Here is an 18,596-nt window from a genome sequence, read left to right as displayed (position 1 = left end):
CGCCTACCCTTTAGTTAATTTTTCTTGTGCTGCTTTAGGTATTGCTGATTTTTCAACTTCTTCATAACCAGTTACACCTTTATTTTTATTCCAGACTACTTTAAGATACGCATTTTTTCGCAACGGACGTGTTTGCATCCCTTGAAATTCTAATTCTTTTTCTGCGCCTTCTTTGTTAAAGCCCGGCAAAGTGTATTGATAAGTAATCACTTCTTGATTTTTATCATCTTTTTGAACTAATTTTTCACCGTTTGTCGTAATTTGTACATAATAGTCATCGCCACCTAAAACTACGGCATCCGCTATTTTCAAACCAGCGACTCCGATACCAGCGACAATCAATAAGCCAATCAGAAATTTTTTCATCATTTTGCCCTCTCTTTTAACTTGATGAACTAAGTATAGAAAAAAAGAAACGAACATGCCTTAGATTCCTCTATCAGTCATCTTTCAATATTGTTAGCACGTGTCAAAGAAGGCCTTTCGACCTGATAATGAACTTTCTTCAAATAAAAGAGAGTGAGGCAAACCGCCCCACTCTCTTTTTTTTTTACTTTCAATCATTGTTTATTTTCGGTCAGTTAAATCCCCTGTGTTAATCACCGGCTGCGTTCCTTTATCCGTAATAATCGAGACTAACAAGTTATTGATTAGTTGAACTTTTCGGTCGTCCGTAAAGTTGATTTCTTGACCCGCTTCAATTTGTTCCAGTGCCATTTGAGTCATTGTTACCGCACCTTCAACGATTGTCTGACGTGCAGAAAGAATTGCTTTTGCTTGCTGTCTTTGCAACATGGCACTCGCAATTTCAGTCGCATAAGCTAAATGATTCAATCGTGCTTCGATGACTTCAACTCCGGCAACAGCTAGACGTTCTTGAAGTTCTGTTGCTAATTTATCTGAAACTTCGGTCGTATTTCCACGTAAAGTAATATCAGTATCATTGAAAGTATCATATGGATATTGACTTGCAATATGACGAACAGCTGTTTCACTTTGGATTTCCACAAAGTCTTGATAATAAGCAACATCAAACAAAGCTTTCGCCGTATCGACTACTTTAAAAACGACAACAGCAGAAATCTCAATTGGATTTCCATCTAAGTCATTTACTTTTAAAACAGAACTGTTAAAATTTCGAACTTTAAGTGATACGTTGATTTTATTGGTTAACGGAACCGTTAGAAAAAAACCATTCTCTTTAATTGTTCCTAAATAATTACCAAAAAGCAAAATAGCTTTTGATTGATTTGGACTGACCACAGTTGCTGAACTAACTAATAAACAAGCAATTCCCCACAAAATGACACTCATAATTATTAATGCTGGACTAGTTGCTACCGTTCCAAAATAGAATAAAATGGCACCCATGATTGCTAAAACAATGACACCAACTAAGCCAATATACCCATTGATATAGAGTGCTTTTTTCTCATTCATTTTCAAAATCTCTCCTCCTTCTGCACAATAGCATCAACTTTCTTTACTGACTATTCCGTTATTCTCAGTCTTGCTAATGCACCTTCTAATTCCAAATCTTTATCTTCGCTGATGAACCACCCCGTTGAGTGCGTTCCGCCAGCAGCTTTCGGCAAATACTCCAATCGAGTTCTGACCCAGTGTTTTTGTTCTGTAAAGTAATCTTCAACTAAAATTTCCAAATCCATTCCCGCATTAAGAACAATATTTTTTCGGACAGACTTAAAAATAAAGCGTTCTTTACTAGCATCATATTGTAAAACACCAGTATCTGTGATTGGCAAAGAGTAATAATCCATCTCCTTTTTCACTTTCATTAAATGGCGAAACATTTCATTATGTACTTGTTCTAACTGACGGCCTTCTGAATTTTTGGGATACTCAATCGCTACTTTTTCATTGTCATCATCATAATACAATTCGTTCAATGATTTTAATTGCGCGTGTAACTCAAGCATTTTTTCTCGTAGTTGTTCTCGCTGAACATCTTCTGTTTTCATTTTCCCCACCCTAATTCTTTTGCTAAGTTTCAACATCTCATTTGTCTATACCTATCTTACTATAAGAAAACAACTTAAGCGAAACAAAAAATGATATTGAAACAAAAAAACTGTCTCAATACCATTTTTCGGAAATTCTATTCAGTTTCATCTTCCATATGGTTATCCATGTGATCCATTTGTTGATCCATATGATCCCCCATATCGTCCATGTCATCCATTTCGTCCATCTGTTCACTCATCGAATTTTGGTATTTTTCATCCATCCATTCAATAAATGTATCTTTACCTTCAATCGTTAGTCCTTTTTTCGAATTTCCTTTTTCAAAAGAAGAGCCTTCACGTGTTTCATTGTTTACTTGGAAAGTTGAATCTCCCGCAAGTGTCAATTGATACCCAGGAACATCGACGTCATTCAATCGAACAGAACCATTTTTAGCAACAATCGTACTTGAGTCTGTCAACGCACTGTCATAAAAGTAAAAATTACTTCCCTCACCAGTAAAGTTTCCTTTTTTAGCCTTTAATCGACTGAAATCAACAGAGCTAAATCGGTCTTTGACTGTCACTGAATCTGTTTTTAAACCAATAAAACTCAACCAGCTATCTGAATATGAGTCAACCGCTAAATTTTTAGTTGTAATATCTGTCATCGTTAAGCGATTATTGCTGCTTTCAATCGTAATATCACTTAATGAGATTTCTTTTGGTACCGTAATTGTTATTTCTGGATGAGTATCTTCTAAACTAATTTGCATTGGATATTCTTGTTTTCCTTTTGCTCGAATCGACAGAGTTTGATCTTTGAGAACAACTTTTGGTTCATCCGACTTTTCATATTGCGTCGTAACTTCAAAATCCAATCCTTGTCTGATATTGATCTCTTGATTTTCTGCTTGGATAACTAAGTTTTTGATTTCATTCGCCTTAAATTTTTCCGTATGTTCTTTCATATCCAATAGTTTAGGTCCATTTTCCCAAACGATTGTTTTTTGTGCTCCTGCAGTGTACGTTCCTGCTACCAGAATTCCACCAAATAACATAAAACCTGTACCAATCAATAAAAAGTGTTTTAGTTTCATTTTACTCACCTCTCATTCCCATCATGTGTTGGATGAAGACCACGTCTAGTAACAAACCGACGTCCGACCCATTTAACAAAACGCATAATCAACTGGGCTAACCATTTTGTTAATCTCACTAAAATCGGAGTGAAAAAGATGGCTGCACCAGTCGCAAACAAACCTAGTCCAACGAAGAATAAGCCACTGACAATCGATTGTCCCAAAACCATCAGTCCTGCTAACGTCATAACCACGCCTACTCCTAAAATCACAATACAAACAACATAGATACTAAAAATAACTGCGAATAATGCGATGATCAAACCAACCAATACAGCAACAAATAACAATGCTAATGGAATCAAGATTGGCGATGCAAATAATCCAAGTACAATTAACCAAATCAAACGCATTTGTCTTTTTGGACTACTTTGTTGTACCTCTTCTTGCCCTAAATCATCTGCTTCCGAAAAATAATTGATTTTTAACTTCAACGCAAACTGTTTAGGTGTACCATATTCTTCTAAAATTTCATCAACTGTCTTACCTGAATCCAAAAAATATTCTTCGTAATATTGGATCAAATCAAAACGGTCAGCTTCAGGAATTTCTTGAAGTTCATTTAAGACCTCACTTAAGTATTCATTCATGTCTATTATCCTCCAATAACCGATCTAAAGAGTCTCGAAAAACAATCCATTCATCAATAATTTCTTCCAAATGTGTATGTCCGATTGGTGTTAAACGATAATATCTTCGATTTCGACCTTCGAATGGTTCATCATAGGTTTCTAGATACCCTTCTTGTTTCAACCTTCTTAACACGGGATACATGGTAGATTCACTAATTGATAAACTTTCTTGCACAATTTTTGTTAGTGCGTATCCATACATATCTTCTCGGCTTAATGCTGCTAACACAGTTCCATCAAGAAGAACCGTTGGAATTTGAATATGCATAGCGCCACCTTCTTTTACAATATTTTTAATTCCACTATATTATATCAGATATAATATAGTTAAGACAATAGATTATAAAGTTTATTTGAGAAAAACAACATCCGAGCACAGAAGAATCTTGCTCTCAAGAAATATAGTGATACACATTTCTTCATTCGTCATGTAACTTCTTGATCACAAGAAATTGTCTACAAAAAAATTTTTCAAGAGACCACCTTCAAAGCTACATTACAAAATTGAAAGTGGTTTATGCTAGCTTTTAATGGTACGGTCGAAATGAGCATTTATTTATAACTACTTAGTTGAAGAGGAAGCATAAAAAATGAATTATTCTCTAGTTCCTAATTCACTTCCTGCCTTCACTAAAAAATTTGGAGGACATTATTCCGTGAAAAAAACAAGCTCATTCCTACCTATCTTCATCAGCCTGTTCTTCTTGGCTGCCTGCACAGCGAATCCCGAAAACCAAACGGCTATTAGTTTCAAAGGTGGAACTATCTCAGAAAAAGACATTTTTAATCATTTAAAAAAAATTCAAGGAGCTGATGCAGCTGTTCAGCAGTTAGTTGTTTATCAAATCTTCGACAATAAGTATGGGGCTACCTTATCTACCAAAGAAATTGACGCTGAATTTGATAAAACAAAAGACATTTTAGGTGACTATTTTGAAGCACAGCTAAAGCAAGCTGGCTTTACTGAGAAAACATTTAAAGAAGAAATTAGACAACAATTGGCATACAAAAAAGGACTAGAAAAAAATGTCGAACTAAAAGATGAGGATCTACAAAAATTGTGGGCGTCCTTCCATCCAGAAGTAAAAACGCAACTTATTCAGTTACGTAGTGAAACGGATGCCAACGAAGTGAAAAAGGCTTTAGCTGCTGACGGATATTTTTCTGAATTAGCAAAAGAAAAATCCATAGAACCAAATGTAAAAAACGATGAAGGAAAAAAGACCTTTGACTCCGGAACCGAAACGATTGCAAACGAAGTAAAGGATGCAAGCTTCAAGTTAAAAGACGGTGAAGTCTCAAATCTAATTACGGCAACTAATCCAAAAACAATGGCGAAAGAATATTACCTTGTTAAAATGCTTAAAAATCAAGACAAAGGAACTGACAAAAGCCACTATTTAGATGAGTTAAAAGAAATCGGAACAAAAGCTAAATTAGCTGATCCTGAATTTATCAAAGCAACAATCAGCAAAGAGTTAAAAAATGCTAATGTCAAAATTAAAGATGAAGACTTTGAAAATAGCTTACAGTCATTCACAAAAGAAGTACCTGATAAAGAAGAAACAACAGCTACAAAAAAATAAACAGTCTTAACATTCAAGAATTGATTTCCGTATACAACAACGCACTGAAAACAATTACTTTTAGTTTTTCAACTAAAGATTTCTTGTAAAAAAGGATCGTGACAGAATTTATGTCACGACCCTTTTTACGAATAAACGTTATTCTCAGAGCAACTCCTTCGGAAATAACTCAAACCAGCTCAAAAATGGGTGAAACTCTTTTCGGATAGTCCTTCTTATTTCTTGGAAATAACTACCTTTATCGCGGCCTTCAATAACACTATGTAAGACAGCAACAAGTTCAGCAATAAAAAAATAATCAGCCACTCTATGTTCGCGGTTGAGGACTGGTTCCTTTTTTATTTTGGTTAGCCAAGCTAAGATGCCAAAAAATGATTGTCGCGATGAATACACAAAAACCGACGATTAGCTCTAAAGCTGATTCAACTGGTAAAAAAGTATTTCCTTTCTCTGAATCAAGGAAATACGCACCTTTGCTTCTTCTCACTTTTGATTGGCTAGCCACCGGCACAAACTCTAGTTTCATCTGATAGGATGTGTGTAGAATTGAGGACACTTAACTTTAAAATAAGTTAGATTTGTTATAGTTGCGCTCTCTTACTGTAATTGTTTATTGATTTTAGATTTTAGAGCAGTGGCAAAATGATATTCGTCCACAACCAACTAAGTGGCATCACTACAATCATCGCTGGAATCATATCAGCAACTGGAAACATCTTGACATGGATCATTCGAAAACCCGTCGCAAGCATCAAGAAGCCACCGCAAGCCTTGAAATCCAAAATCATTGCTGGCGTGGTCATCGGGAAAATGAATTTTGCTAATAAAAACAAAGCATAAAAAATAATAAATTGTGGTATTGCAACGACGGAAACTACAAATCCTAAATTACAAGCAAAAATCGTTGCTGTAAAAAAATCTAAAACTGATTTTGAAATCAAAATTGTATTATCTCCGGTCATTCCTGAATCAATACTTCCGTAAATCCCCATCCCACTTGCACAAAACAATACAATCACCGTGACTAACGTGTTAATGAACTCTTCATGAGACAAACCCAAATTTTCACTAGGAAATAACTTTGAAATTGGCTTTTGCATCAGATTTGCACCTTGATCGATTCGCTTGCCCAGATGAATGACTAGCCCAATCACTGTCCCAATCACTAAAGCAAAAATGACAGGTGGCATATTTTTCATCGGACCCATCGAATAAATTCCCATTCCCATTGAACAGACACCAAATACCATCATCAATTGTGTTTTAAATCGATTACTTAGCTTCTCTCCTAAAAAACCTCCAAACAGTCCGCCAAAAAAGACTGTTCCGACGTTGATCAATACTCCAGTTGGCATAAAAAAACTCCCTTCGACTTTAACGCTCTTCATTTACCTTTTATCAACAAAGCGTTCCTTTTCGCTGCATTTTTTAGTCTATCAAAGTTTTTTTATTCAACCAATTCAAATTTCATGTTAAAGTATTCGTAAACGGAATAGTTAGGAGAGGATTCCTTGAATATTCAAAAACTTGTTGTCTTTCTTGATCTAGCAAAAACATTAAGCTTTACTAAAACAGCAGAACACCTTTTCACGACACAAGGAACCATTTCCAAACAAATCATTGCTTTAGAAAAAGAACTGGACGTTCAACTCTTTGATCGTACACATCGAAAAATCGAGTTAACTGAAGCCGCTAAACTCCTTCTACCATATGCAAAAAAAATTGTCGAACAATATCAAGAGATGAACGATGTACTAGAAACGCATACAAAAAAGCAAAATCTTTCTTTAAGCATTTTAACCATACCTACTATGACTCATTATGCTGGCTTTCGTCACATCACCCAATTTTTGAAACTTCATCCAGAATTTTCAATTCAACTTAAAGAGGTTGAAAGTGCAGAAGTCCCCTATTATTCAACTGAGCAAACTGACTCAATTATTTTTGGTCGAAATTTTCATGAGCCGCCGGCAAACTTTGAATGGCTTCCAACCGAAAAAGATTATTTTGTTGCCGTACTTCCAGCTCATCATCCTTTAGCACAAGCTAAAAAATTAAATTTGCGCGAACTAAAAGACGAATCCTTTTTATTACTCGGACAACAGACCAATCTTTATCAGCCCGTAATTGATCTTTGCCACGAAGTTGGGTTTGAGCCTAACATTGTCTATAACGGTTCTCGAATGGACTTGATTCTCAACATGATTGCAAACGATATGGGCATCTCGATTGTGATGGAAAAAACGGTTAATTATCTATTAAAGGAAGATACAATACTTGTTCCCATCACACCAAACAGAGAAAGTTTTCTGGCATTTGCTAGAAAACAAGGTGAACATTCTTTAGCCTCAAATACGTTTTGGAAATACTTAAAACAAAATATACAGCTTCTTAGAAGTTAACTTTCTTGTTCAACTTCTAAGAAACTGTATAAAATAATGTATCTTTTCTTCGCTTCTCTGATATAAAAAATCATGAGGAGCTTTTTTGGTTAACTCTTTTGTACCATGTGCGCTATCTGTTCGGAGCTAAGCATTTTGTGCCACAACCTTCTGTGTTGCCAAAGTAGTTCCTTTGGCAATAAATCCTCTTTTCATAAAAATAGAGAGAGCTATTTTTAGAAAAGCATTCTTATTACTTGAAGCTAAACGCTTTGCGCCACAACCTTTTTCTCGGTATTCTCCAAACGTATCATCACCGTTGTCCCCACATTTTCAATACTGCTATAATCAATCCGACCCTGATGCAATTCTAAAATTTTCTTTACTAGTGAAAGACCCAAACCATTCCCTGCATTTTGATGGCTCGTATCACCTTGATAGAACTTATCAAAAATTTTTGTCACAGTTCCTTCATTCATTCCAATCCCAGAATCTGTCACTTCTAGCACGACTTCTTCCTTTGTTTGCGCTAGTTTTACTGAAATTTTGCCAGTAGGAAGATTATATTTGATAGCATTATCCATAATATTTAGCCAAACTTGATACAAGAGTTCTTCATTTCCAAAATACTTCACTTTTTCCATTTGGATATCCAACTGCAACTGTTCCTTTTCCCATTTTGGTTGTAAAAATAAAATCACTTCTCGAATTTGTTCGTCCAAACGAAATTCTTTTTTCTCCATCAATGTATGTTGGTTTTCTAGCTTATTTAATTTCAAAACATTTTCTGTTAATTGCGAAAGTTGCGTGATTCCTTCAATGATTCGTTGTAAAAATACCTGTCGTTCCTCACCTGAGAGGTCAGGATTTTGTAATAATTGGACATATCCTTGAATGGTTGACAAAGGCGTCTTGAATTCATGTGAAACATTGGAAACAAAATCATTACGTAAAGTTTCGATACTATTTAATTCTTGTACCATCACATTAAAATCTTGATACAATTGCTGAACTTCTGCTACTTTTTGTTGTTCATTCATCTGAATTGTAAAATCACCCTTTGCTACTTGGCTCATGTTTTTTCGTAGTTCACTAATCGGATACAAGATCCCTCTACCAACAAAAGCAGAAATCCCTGTACCAACTACTGCACTAAAGCCAGCTAAAACCATGATTGGATACAACGTTGGCCGTTCTGTCGGTGTCCAAGAGCGTTGATTTGCCAGTAAATAAACCAATCCTACAAAACAAGCAAGTGTCACTAAAATAGACAAAAAGACAATCAATGCAAAATAAATCCAGAGCTGAGAAAATATTTTTTTCTTCATTTTTTGATAACCGCCTTATATCCGAGTCCACGAATCGTCACAATTTGAAAATCTTGGTTGTTCTCAAAACGCGTACGCAAACGTTTCACATGAACATCGATCGTTCGTTCCTCCGTATTCGTGTCAATCCCCCAAATCTCATCCATTAGTTGTTGGCGCGTAAAGATTTTATTAGGATAGGATAACAATTTATACAATAATAAAAATTCTTTCTGCGGTAAAATCATTGCATCCTCTTTGCATGTCACCTCGTATGTTTCTTGGTCTAAACAAGTCTCGCCAATTATCAGACGTTGACTATGATTGATTTTTGCTCGACGTAATAAAGCCTCTACCCGCAAAACCATTTCATTGACATCCACTGGTTTCGTCATGTAATCATCTGCACCCAAATGAAACCCACGTTTCTTATCCTCAAAGGCATGCTTTGCAGTAATAATTAATACAGGCGTTTCAATATTACTTCCTCGTAAAGTATCCAATAGTGTATAGCCATCCATCGCTGGCATCATCACATCGGTAATAATCAAATCAACATGATTATTTTCAAGTTTTCTCAGCGCATCTTCGCCATTAAATGCGAGGATCACAGAAAATCCAGCTCGTTTTAACACCGATTGATACAATAATTGTAAATTTTCATCGTCTTCAACAACTAAAAGTCGGTTCATTACGCTTTTCCTCATTTTTCTAAAAAATTTCTTGAATGTTTCACTCAGTTCATATTCAGTTAACATTCATTCATTATACTTCTACTATCATTCTGTTATAGTTGTTATTATACAGAATATTTTTAATGAGAGAAGGATGAAGATGCTACAACTAAAAGATATTAAAAAGTATTATAAAGTTGGTGAAACGACAACTAAAGCATTAGACGGCGTTTCCGTTGCTTTTAGACAAAAAGAATTCGTCGCGATTCTCGGTCCAAGTGGTTCTGGAAAAACGACTATGTTGAACGTTATCGGTGGATTAGATAATTATGATTCAGGCGACATGGTAATCAACGGAAAATCAACAAAAGATTTCAAAGATAGTGACTGGGATGCCTACCGTAACAATTCGATTGGTTTTGTTTTCCAAAGTTATAACTTGATTGGACATTTAGGAATTATTGAAAATGTCGAACTTGGGATGACTTTAAGTGGCGTTCCTAAAGAAGAAAAACGAAAAAAAGCAGAAGATGCTTTGGTTCGCGTTGGCCTTTCTGCCCACATGCACAAAAAACCAAATCAACTTTCTGGTGGTCAAATGCAACGTGTAGCAATTGCCCGTGCTTTAGCAAATAATCCTGATATTTTATTATGTGATGAACCAACTGGGGCGCTAGATACCGAAACAAGTATCCAAATTATGGAATTGATTCGAGAACTTTCTAAAGAAAAATTAGTCATCATGGTCACACACAACCCTGAACTAGCTAATCAATACGCTGATCGAATCATTGAATTTTCAGATGGAAAAATTTTGGCAGACTCTCATCCACATATTGAGCGACCAAAAAATGATCAATTCAATTTGCGCCGAACAAAAATGAGTTTTTGGACAGCCCTAAAACTTTCTTTCAATAATATCCGAACAAAAAAAGGGCGAACATTTTTGACCTCTTTTGCATCAAGTATTGGGATTATTGGGATTGCGATCGTCTTAGCCTTGTCTACTGGCTTCCAAAAACAAATTGATAGTACACAATCAGAAACAATGTCAAAATTCCCAATTACGATTTCAAAAGTTACAACTAGTCAAACAAATAACTCTGCCGCACTTGGCGCAAGTAAAGCTGACTATCCAAACAAAAAAACAATCACCGCAAAAACTAGCGATGAAGATAAAGCTCAACACACAAATAAAATTGATCAAAAATACGTCGATTATGTAAATGATATTGATCCTGATCTAAGCAATAACATTGGTTTTACTCGCTCAACAGGAATTAATTTGCTTCGTGAAATTGATGGAAAAGCTCAACCAGTAAGCTTCTCGAATGCGAACCCTGACAACGATGGGCTTTCTTTCTCAAGTACGATGGCTTCCATGACTGGCGTTGGGGTCTCAACTTTCCCAACACAATTAGCAGCTGATAAAGGAAACTTTTTAAAAGACAACTATTCCCTACTTGCGGGTAATTATCCAAGTGCAGCAACTGATGTCGTTCTGATCGTTGATGGAAACAATAATACAAATATCAACGCACTTAAAAATCTTGGTTTTGATGTGAAAGAAGATCAAAAATTTGATTTTGATCAAATTATTGGCACAACATTAAAACTAGTGAACAACAATGATTACTACTCACAATTGCCAACTGGAACATTTATTCCGAATTCTGACTATGAAAAAATGTACAATGACTCAACAGAAGAATTAAAAATCGCGGGTATTTTACGTGTGAAATCTTCTTCAACAATGAATCTTTTATCTCCAGGTATTGCTTACAGCGACCAGCTAACAACACAAATCGTGAACAATAACAAGGATTCTGAAATCGTTAAAGCACAACGAGACAGTGATACAAATGTGATGACCACTGAAAAACTAGATGCCTCTGCCAAAGAAACATTTATTAGTTATCTTGGTGGCGACAGCTTACCATCAAGTATTATGATTTATCCAAATAACTTTGAAGACAAAGATAAAGTTCTTAATTATCTAGATGACTACAACAAAGGGAAATCAGAAGAAGATAAAATCATCTATTCTGACCTTGCGGGTACGATGACTGAATTAACTGGCGGATTGATGGATGCCATCACTTATGTATTAGTCGCTTTTGCAGGAATTTCATTGGTTACAAGCATGATTATGATTAGTATCATCACCTATACTTCAGTAATTGAACGAACAAAAGAAATCGGTGTGTTAAAAGCCCTGGGTGCTCGTAAAAAAGATATTACTCGAGTCTTTGATGCCGAAACTTGTATCTTAGGGATTTCTTCTGGTATTTTAGGAATCTTGATTGCTTGGTTAGCTACATTCCCAATCAACAGTATCTTGTATAGCATGACTGATTTGAAAAATGTTGCTCAACTAAACCCTGTTCACGCATTGATTTTAGTAGTTGTTTCAACTATTTTAACAATGCTTGGCGGACACATTCCAGCTCGTATGGCAGCTAAAAAAGATGCTGCTATTGCTTTACGTGCTGAATAACCAACTTATATTTACAACCAAAAAAGCAGTTGAAATCAGCGCTGATTTCAACTGCTTTTTTTATTTGTTTTTCAACTATTCACAGCTTTGGAATACTATCTTGTCCCTTATGCCAAAGTTCTTCTGCAGTGTAGCGATCGGTTTCATTCAACACAACCGTTCCATCTGGTTGAATTTCAGCTTTGCTCCCAATCCACATATTTGTCGTTGTTCCTAAAAGGTTTTTACGTGCCCCTTTGCTGTTTAGTTTGAAAGCATCTCCGAGATCTTCAACCCAGTGTGATTTTAGGTATTTGGTCTGACCATTATCAAAATCTACTTTCAAAATATTGGCTACATTTTCCACTTTGATTGCTTTCGGTATCTGTTCTTCCATTACTACTCCTCCAATCTTTTTTCAGATATCCCCCACACCGCAAAAAAGAAAGCGCTATCTCACACTAGTTTAACACGTTAGAAATCTTCCTACAATCACTCAAAAAAATAGACTAGAACCTTTACAGGTCCCAGCCTATTTTTCAAACAGTTGGTCAAACAACTGTTTTTGTCATTTATTTTTCTTTCACTTCTTGAATCAATTTGGCAAATGCTTCTTGTTGATAAGCAGCTGTCAATTTCTTGGTTAGCGCTTCTTGCTCAGATTGATTCATTTGTGGATTATTCATCATCGCTTGTTTCAAGCCGTCCTGAACATAAGCTTTTGCTTCACTTTCCATGGTACCTTGACGTTCTTTGGAAAGTTTAGCTAATTTTTCTGCTTGATCTGTACTTAAAGTAATCCAGTCTTTTGGTAACTTAAACGTATTGACGCGTTTGTCAAATTCGTGATTATTATCTGCTAAATTAAACCAAAATTTATAATGGTCGTTCTTGTATACCCAGTAAGTCGTTTTTGTGACTTTTTCAGCAGCTCCAGTGGTTGTTTCTACTTTGTTCGTTACATTGTCTGTTCCAGTAGCTGTTGGTTTTTTCTGACTGTCTTTGGTTTTATACAAGTAGATTTTTTCAGTGCCATCACCAAGTTCTTTATAAAGTAGCAGATTGGCACCCGAATCAGCACTAGAAACAATTTTTTTCGTTGTTGTTTCCGTCACTCTTTCCATTCCAAAATGGTTAGAAACATTCGCTACAATCAATCCTAAAGCTCCAACAAAAACGGCACCAAAGATTAATGAAAGGACTGTTTGCCATGCTTTTTTGGCAAAAACATTAACCAAAGCAAAGGCAAGTAAACTAATAATTAAAACACCAATTATCATGCTTGATCCCCCTTCACTGAAAGTTCTTTAAGTGGTTCTTTTTTCTTTAAGAAGAAAGCAATGACAAAACCAATGATTCCAAAAATAATCGCAACAACAAACGCAGCATGATACCCAGATAAAGTTGCATTGATTGCTTGATCTTTATAAGCCAACGGTGTTGCTTTTAATATTTCTTTGTCAGGTAAATTATCTTTTGTAACATTGGTCAAGACACTAATCAAAATCGCTGTCCCAATAGAACTTGCAATTTGACGGAATGTATTATTAACTGCCGTACCATGGCTAATCAAATTATTTGGTAAAGCATTCATTCCTGAAGTTGTAACTGGCATCATAACCATTGAAATACCAAACATCCGAATCGCATATAAAATCACGATATAAACAATTGGTGTTGTTTCTGTTAAAAATGCAAATGGTGCAGTGGCAGCAGTTAAAATAAACATACCCGTGATAGCTAAGCGTTTCGCACCATGCTTATCAAAAATCATCCCTGTGATTGGCATCATCGCTCCCATGATCAATGCACCTGGAAGTAGCATCAATCCTGAGTGGAAGGCTGATTCTCCACGAATATTTTGAATATATAATGGAACAACCATTTCAGCACCAACCATCGCCATGTTCGTTACACCAGCTAAAATGGCTGCAATGGTGAAAGTTGCTGATTTAAAGACACGAAGCTCTAAGAATGGATGTTCTAGACGTAACTGACGTAATGAGAATAAGATAATAAAAATTATCCCAACAATCAAGAAACCAATTACTTGGACACTTCCCCAACCTTCATTACCTACACTAGAAAATCCATAAAGCAAGCTACCAAATCCAATTGTTGATAGGATTGCTGAAAGTATATCAATACTTGGATTAGATAACGGAATTACGCTCTTCATCAAGAAGATTGCCAAGACTAAAACCAAAAGAACGATTGGAATAATCATTCCAAATAAATCACGCCATTGGTAATTATCAATGATATAACCGGATAATGTTGGTCCTAATGCTGGTGCAAGTCCAATAACAATTCCAGACATCCCCATGGCCGAACCTCTTTTTTCTGGCGGGAATATCGATAACATAATATTTTGCAATAATGGCATTGAAACACCAACACCTGCAGCTTGGATTAAGCGACCAATCAACAATGTTGAAAAGTTAGGTGCGATATAACAAGTAATCGTTCCAATTAAAAACACAGTCATCGCTGAAAGGTATAAGCTTCTTGAGCTGAACTTGTTAATTAGCCAAGCTGTAATTGGGATCATGATCCCATTCACTAATAAGAATCCGGTTGTTAGCCACTGTACATCGGAAGCTGTAATATCAAAAGCTTTCATCAATGTAGGAAAAGCTGTTGTCAACAGCGTTTGATTCAATACGGTACAAAAGGTACCAATTAGTAAAACAACCACTAATAATGAGCGGTTATATGGTTTGCCGTAAATATCTACGGGCTGTTTTTTACTCATGTGTCTCCTTCTTTCTAATTATTTTTGCGAAATCACTAGAATACTTTATTCCTAATCAGATAATTTGTCAACCTGCTTGACACGAAAGTCAACAAAAGTATAATTAAGGAAAGAAGAAGGTCAAAAGGAGTGACAAAAATGATTTATAACCACCTCAAAGAACTATTAAAAAATGATCATTTACTTGTTGGTATTAGTGAACTTAGTGAACTTGTTGGTGTTTCTCCACGTCAATTGCGTTATTGGGAAACGAAAGGTTTTATTCAATCTGTCGAAACCGATTCCACTGGGCCAAGAAAATATCGTTTGCCTACAGTTGCTAAGGTTGAAATTATCAAACAATACTTAGATGAAGGATATACTTTGACGAAAGCTGTTGAAAAAGCAACTGCTCATATTCAAAAAATGCATCACGTTCGTAAAGTTTTTTCAAAATGTATCAAAGAAATCGAATTATTCGATCAACGTTATACAGCGATTTCATTTGGGGATTTCAAAGAAGATGACTCTCAAATTTATATTATCCATGATGATGAAACAGATGAATTAACGTACAAAATCGTCCCTGTAGCTGAAAACGTAGACATTAAAGAACTAATTAGAGAAGCTTAGTCTTCGATCGCTCAAAATAAATTTCAAAAATTTGAAACACTCATTTTCTTCTTCAACTCAATTTATTTTGAGCACAATTAAGTGAGTGGTTCTTTTTTTTTGCTTTTTTATTCTTCTTCCACATTCTCATCGTCAAATGCACGCAATTCATGACTTATCACCTTTGTCTGACCATAAACTTGTTGATAAATCGAATAAATTTTTTGATAGGTTCGAACATTTTCGGTAATTGGTGTCGCTACTTTGTGATAACTCACAAAGCTTTTTGCACAAATTTCCAGTGAGTCAAACCAACCAACACCCACTGCTGCAATCATTGCAGCACCCATACTTGGTCCTTCTTCAACAGCCAAGGCAAAAATTTCTGCATCAAAAACATCCGCTTGAATCTGTGCCCATTCTTTATTTTTAGCACCTCCTCCCACAGAAATAATTTCAGTGAACGTTTTTCGTAGCATTTTTTCAAGCAATACCTGAACATCTTTCAAGGAAAAAGTAACACCTTCTATCACCGCACGCATAAAATGTGGAAATGTATGCTTCGTATCAATCCCTAAAAAGCTCCCTCTAATTTGTCCATCTGGATAAGGTACCCTTTCTCCAACAATATATGGAGTAAAGAGCAACCCATTTGCTCCTGGCAAAACCTTTTCAATTCCTGATAAAGCTTCTGGAAAGCTCTTCTCTTGAGCAAACGTCTGTTTCATCCACTGCAAACTATACCCTGCCGCTAAAGTAACACCCATCAAATAACAGCTAGCAGGAACTGCATGATTGAACCAATGAAGCTCCCCAGTGACTGGTTCCTGCCCCTCTCCACAAGTCAAAAATACGCCCGACGTACCAATACTTACTAAGCCTTTTTCTGAGGAAAAAATCCCCGCACTTAACGCTGCACAAGCGTTGTCCGCCGCGCCAGCCATAACTTTTACTTTTGGACTAATCTTTACATCGCCTAAAGACTCGGGCAACAACGTCCCAACACACTTTAATGATTCGACTAATGGTGGAAAATATGTGAATGGAATGCCAAAACTTTTTGCCACTTCTTCTGACCAAACTTGTCGTTCGAGATCCAGTAACAAGGTTCCTGCTGCATCTGAAAAATCTATGTGCATTTTTCCAGTTAATCGATATCTAAGATAATCTTTTGGTAATAAAATATGGCGAACTCTCGACCAGATTTCTGGTTCATTTTTCTTTACCCATAATAGTTTTGGAAGGGTGAATCCCTCCAGAACTTGATTTTTCGTAATTTCTAAAAGCTGTTCCCCCAGTTTGTCCTTAATCTGTTCACATTCTCGGCTTGTGCGAACATCATTCCACAAGATAGCTGGACGCAATACCTGCTTCTTTTCATCTAATAATACTAAGCTGTGCATTTGTCCTGAAAAACTTATTCCCTTTAGATTTTCGCTAAAATTTGCTACTTCTGCTATAAACTTCCTTAACACTTTTTGTAACGCAATGAACCAATCATCTGAATTTTGTTCACTCCAACCAGTCTGCTTCTGAAAAAAGGAATAATGCTCACTCGCACAAGCGATTACCTTGCCAGCTTTATTTGTCACAATTCCCTTTAACGAACTCGTTCCTAAATCAATCCCTACCACATATTCCATCAAAAACACTCCATTCTTTATTCTCTCTAACTGACAACTTTCGATCCCCTTCATCATGTAGTTACGTCTTTTTTTATTTTTGTGTGTCAAAAAGTAAATTTTTTTACAAAAAAATGCTGGAACAAATAATGTGTGTATCACTTGTCCCAGCTTTTTATTTTGATTTTATTCGACGATAAATTTTCGCTTACCAATTGCTAACTGTTTAACTCTTTTTCTTCTACTAATGAATAACATAGCTGATTCCTTCTTCTTTTTCACACCAAACTTAATCCTGCTGTCGTTATGGGAGACATCTACTAATTGATATTGTCCACCTGGCAATTGCTTAAATTCTACCCGTCCAAATGGATCACTCGTTGCTTCAACAGGTTCTCCCTCTCTAAAAACGAGTCGTCCTTTTTGCATTAAACGAAAAGTAGTTTCTGTTATTGGCGCCTCAGACGTATCAAGCACAGTAAAAGAAAAATCAAATATTTTTTTACTCAATTGATGGTGATAAACCAAACGATAAGCTAAATAAATTAAGGCTAACGTGGCAACAAGCACACCAACCAGAATCAAAACATACCGTAAAACTCGCCATTGATTTCCTTTTGATTCAGTTGCCTGCACTGCTTCGTTGTAAGGAATGCGGTACCCCGTCACTAATAAACGATGGGAATTAACCATATAAGGTGTACAAGTTAACAATGTAACCAGATCTCTGCCTTCTTGAATCGTTAAGGACGAAGTATCATCTGGCATTACCACTTCAATCGCATCGACTTGATAAGCTAATTTTTTGTCTAAGACAGTTAAGATAAACTGATCACCAATTTTTAATTCTTCTAAATCAGTAAAAAACAAGCGATTGGGTAAGCCTGAATGTGCGGAAATAACCGAATGTGTTGACTTCCCGCCGGTAGGAAAAGAGGTTCCCTGTAAAACTCCTGCACCAATTTCTAAAACATCAGTAGTTGTTTCATCGTAAAGTGGCAAATTGATGTTGATTTTAGGAATATTGATACTGCCAATCAATTCGGCTTGCGTGCTCTCTACCTTTTTTTCATCTTTAAAAGGATCTGCACCAGGATTGAGCCCGTTTTTTTGTAAACGTTCGTTCTCCGCTGTCATTTTTTGTTGTAAGGCATTCGTTTCTTCGACAGATTTCTTTTGCGCCTGTTCAATTCTCTTTTGATCAATCAATCCATTCAAAGAATCAACATAAAAAGGGTAGAGGGCTATCAGCAACCCAACGAGAATCAACAATAACATCGTTATTTTCAGTAATAGCTTTTTTATATTTTGTTTTCTTTGAGTTGGCTTTTCATTTTTCATACACACGCCTCCTTTGGTACCCTTTTCATTTATCATTACATAGTTAATAACCTTTTTCAACAATAGACAGTTGTTTCAATTTCTTTTCGAAATTCTTGCCTCCATTTTCAATTGGTTTTATCATAGAA

Annotated in this window: 19 protein-coding genes; 4 read left to right on the top strand and 15 right to left on the bottom strand. The window is 35.9% G+C overall.

The window, feature by feature from the left end; genetic code table 11:
* Window positions 1-3 precede the first annotated feature (3 nt).
* The 6 genes from RV17_RS04290 to RV17_RS04265 form a co-directional block, all read right to left on the bottom strand.
* Window positions 4-366 carry a YxeA family protein gene (locus RV17_RS04290; protein ID WP_071868633.1) on the bottom strand — a complete coding sequence of 121 codons (363 nt, stop codon included), beginning with the start codon at window positions 364-366 and terminating at the stop codon, window positions 4-6.
* 201 nt (window positions 367-567) lie between these two features.
* Window positions 568-1,440, bottom strand: coding sequence for an SPFH domain-containing protein (locus RV17_RS04285; protein WP_067481510.1), 873 nt, complete (start codon window positions 1,438-1,440; stop codon window positions 568-570).
* Between the two features lie 50 nt (window positions 1,441-1,490).
* Complete coding sequence (locus tag RV17_RS04280) at window positions 1,491-1,979, bottom strand: DUF5348 domain-containing protein (RefSeq protein WP_067481398.1); 489 nt, start codon at window positions 1,977-1,979, stop codon at window positions 1,491-1,493.
* A gap of 137 nt (window positions 1,980-2,116) precedes the next feature.
* Window positions 2,117-3,061 (bottom strand): DUF4097 family beta strand repeat-containing protein, encoded by a 945-nt coding sequence (locus RV17_RS04275; protein WP_067481400.1) that lies wholly within the window; start codon window positions 3,059-3,061, stop codon window positions 2,117-2,119.
* A gap of 5 nt (window positions 3,062-3,066) precedes the next feature.
* A complete protein-coding gene (locus RV17_RS04270; protein WP_067481402.1) occupies window positions 3,067-3,693 on the bottom strand; it encodes a DUF1700 domain-containing protein in 627 nt (208 codons plus the stop codon).
* Window positions 3,686-4,003 (bottom strand): PadR family transcriptional regulator, encoded by a 318-nt coding sequence (locus RV17_RS04265; RefSeq protein WP_067481404.1) that lies wholly within the window; start codon window positions 4,001-4,003, stop codon window positions 3,686-3,688. The genes RV17_RS04270 and RV17_RS04265 overlap by 8 nt, the downstream gene beginning before the upstream one ends.
* A 388-nt stretch (window positions 4,004-4,391) precedes the next feature.
* On the opposite strand from RV17_RS04265, the gene RV17_RS04260 reads away from it, so the two are divergent.
* Window positions 4,392-5,321 (top strand): peptidylprolyl isomerase, encoded by a 930-nt coding sequence (locus tag RV17_RS04260; protein WP_071868632.1) that lies wholly within the window; start codon window positions 4,392-4,394, stop codon window positions 5,319-5,321.
* 307 nt (window positions 5,322-5,628) lie between these two features.
* Here RV17_RS04260 and RV17_RS04255 read toward each other — a convergent pair whose 3' ends face one another.
* Together RV17_RS04255 and RV17_RS04250 are read right to left on the bottom strand one after the other, a co-directional pair.
* Entirely contained in the window at window positions 5,629-5,826 is a 198-nt protein-coding gene (locus tag RV17_RS04255; RefSeq protein WP_067481406.1) for a hypothetical protein, read from the bottom strand.
* Between the two features lie 121 nt (window positions 5,827-5,947).
* Window positions 5,948-6,676 (bottom strand): DUF554 domain-containing protein, encoded by a 729-nt coding sequence (locus RV17_RS04250; protein WP_067481408.1) that lies wholly within the window; start codon window positions 6,674-6,676, stop codon window positions 5,948-5,950.
* A gap of 156 nt (window positions 6,677-6,832) precedes the next feature.
* Between RV17_RS04250 and RV17_RS04245 the strand changes: the two genes are divergently transcribed.
* Window positions 6,833-7,723: a LysR family transcriptional regulator gene (locus RV17_RS04245; RefSeq protein ID WP_067481411.1), complete on the top strand. Its 891-nt coding sequence runs from the start codon at window positions 6,833-6,835 to the stop codon at window positions 7,721-7,723.
* A 242-nt stretch (window positions 7,724-7,965) separates the two neighbouring features.
* On the opposite strand, the gene RV17_RS04240 is transcribed toward RV17_RS04245, so the two are convergent.
* On the bottom strand, window positions 7,966-9,030 hold the full coding sequence (locus RV17_RS04240) for a sensor histidine kinase (protein ID WP_071868619.1): 1,065 nt from the start codon (window positions 9,028-9,030) through the stop codon (window positions 7,966-7,968).
* Window positions 9,027-9,701, bottom strand: coding sequence for a response regulator transcription factor (locus RV17_RS04235; protein ID WP_067481415.1), 675 nt, complete (start codon window positions 9,699-9,701; stop codon window positions 9,027-9,029). The genes RV17_RS04240 and RV17_RS04235 overlap by 4 nt, the downstream gene beginning before the upstream one ends.
* Window positions 9,702-9,843: 142 nt before the next feature.
* Here RV17_RS04235 and RV17_RS04230 point away from each other — a divergent pair, with 142 nt between their 5' ends.
* Window positions 9,844-12,180: an ABC transporter ATP-binding protein/permease gene (locus RV17_RS04230; RefSeq protein ID WP_067481417.1), complete on the top strand. Its 2,337-nt coding sequence runs from the start codon at window positions 9,844-9,846 to the stop codon at window positions 12,178-12,180.
* 79 nt (window positions 12,181-12,259) lie between these two features.
* On the opposite strand, the gene RV17_RS04225 is transcribed toward RV17_RS04230, so the two are convergent.
* From RV17_RS04225 to RV17_RS04215, 3 genes are all read right to left on the bottom strand, one after another.
* On the bottom strand, window positions 12,260-12,556 hold the full coding sequence (locus RV17_RS04225; RefSeq protein ID WP_071868618.1) for a hypothetical protein: 297 nt from the start codon (window positions 12,554-12,556) through the stop codon (window positions 12,260-12,262).
* Window positions 12,557-12,731: 175 nt separating this feature from the next.
* Window positions 12,732-13,439 (bottom strand): DUF4811 domain-containing protein, encoded by a 708-nt coding sequence (locus RV17_RS04220; RefSeq protein WP_067481421.1) that lies wholly within the window; start codon window positions 13,437-13,439, stop codon window positions 12,732-12,734.
* Complete coding sequence (locus tag RV17_RS04215) at window positions 13,436-14,914, bottom strand: MDR family MFS transporter (protein ID WP_067481423.1); 1,479 nt, start codon at window positions 14,912-14,914, stop codon at window positions 13,436-13,438. Before RV17_RS04215 ends, RV17_RS04220 begins: the two co-directional genes overlap by 4 nt.
* A 138-nt stretch (window positions 14,915-15,052) precedes the next feature.
* On the opposite strand from RV17_RS04215, the gene RV17_RS04210 reads away from it, so the two are divergent.
* Window positions 15,053-15,526, top strand: coding sequence for a MerR family transcriptional regulator (locus RV17_RS04210; protein ID WP_067481425.1), 474 nt, complete (start codon window positions 15,053-15,055; stop codon window positions 15,524-15,526).
* 107 nt (window positions 15,527-15,633) lie between these two features.
* Here the strand turns inward: RV17_RS04210 and xylB are convergent, their stop codons facing one another.
* A complete protein-coding gene (xylB, locus tag RV17_RS04205; protein ID WP_067481427.1) occupies window positions 15,634-17,148 on the bottom strand; it encodes a xylulokinase in 1,515 nt (504 codons plus the stop codon).
* A 165-nt stretch (window positions 17,149-17,313) separates the two neighbouring features.
* The gene (locus RV17_RS04200; protein WP_082294005.1) at window positions 17,314-18,468 is read right to left on the bottom strand and encodes a class C sortase; all 1,155 of its coding nucleotides are present in this window, start codon (window positions 18,466-18,468) and stop codon (window positions 17,314-17,316) included.
* Window positions 18,469-18,596 lie beyond the last annotated feature (128 nt).

It is taken from the genome of Enterococcus thailandicus (genome assembly GCF_001886265.1).
In the GTDB taxonomy this organism is placed as follows: domain Bacteria; phylum Bacillota; class Bacilli; order Lactobacillales; family Enterococcaceae; genus Enterococcus_B; species Enterococcus_B thailandicus.
This window is presented reverse-complemented; position numbering and strand designations above follow the sequence as displayed.

Bases quoted from the DNA above. Each gene is read 5' to 3' on its own strand.
- RV17_RS04290 (WP_071868633.1), bottom strand. From the start codon at position 366: ATGAAAAAATTTCTGATTGGCTTATTGATTGTCGCTGGTATCGGAGTC.
- RV17_RS04285 (WP_067481510.1), bottom strand. From the start codon at position 1,440: ATGAATGAGAAAAAAGCACTCTATATCAATGGGTATATTGGCTTAGTT.
- RV17_RS04280 (WP_067481398.1), bottom strand. From the start codon at position 1,979: ATGAAAACAGAAGATGTTCAGCGAGAACAACTACGAGAAAAAATGCTT.
- RV17_RS04275 (WP_067481400.1), bottom strand. From the start codon at position 3,061: ATGAAACTAAAACACTTTTTATTGATTGGTACAGGTTTTATGTTATTT.
- RV17_RS04270 (WP_067481402.1), bottom strand. From the start codon at position 3,693: ATGAATGAATACTTAAGTGAGGTCTTAAATGAACTTCAAGAAATTCCT.
- RV17_RS04265 (WP_067481404.1), bottom strand. From the start codon at position 4,003: ATGCATATTCAAATTCCAACGGTTCTTCTTGATGGAACTGTGTTAGCA.
- RV17_RS04250 (WP_067481408.1), bottom strand. From the start codon at position 6,676: ATGCCAACTGGAGTATTGATCAACGTCGGAACAGTCTTTTTTGGCGGA.
- RV17_RS04240 (WP_071868619.1), bottom strand. From the start codon at position 9,030: ATGAAGAAAAAAATATTTTCTCAGCTCTGGATTTATTTTGCATTGATT.
- RV17_RS04235 (WP_067481415.1), bottom strand. From the start codon at position 9,701: ATGAACCGACTTTTAGTTGTTGAAGACGATGAAAATTTACAATTATTG.
- RV17_RS04230 (WP_067481417.1), top strand. From the start codon at position 9,844: ATGCTACAACTAAAAGATATTAAAAAGTATTATAAAGTTGGTGAAACG.
- RV17_RS04225 (WP_071868618.1), bottom strand. From the start codon at position 12,556: ATGGAAGAACAGATACCGAAAGCAATCAAAGTGGAAAATGTAGCCAAT.
- RV17_RS04220 (WP_067481421.1), bottom strand. From the start codon at position 13,439: ATGATAATTGGTGTTTTAATTATTAGTTTACTTGCCTTTGCTTTGGTT.
- RV17_RS04215 (WP_067481423.1), bottom strand. From the start codon at position 14,914: ATGAGTAAAAAACAGCCCGTAGATATTTACGGCAAACCATATAACCGC.
- RV17_RS04210 (WP_067481425.1), top strand. From the start codon at position 15,053: ATGATTTATAACCACCTCAAAGAACTATTAAAAAATGATCATTTACTT.
- xylB (WP_067481427.1), bottom strand. From the start codon at position 17,148: ATGGAATATGTGGTAGGGATTGATTTAGGAACGAGTTCGTTAAAGGGA.
- RV17_RS04200 (WP_082294005.1), bottom strand. From the start codon at position 18,468: ATGAAAAATGAAAAGCCAACTCAAAGAAAACAAAATATAAAAAAGCTA.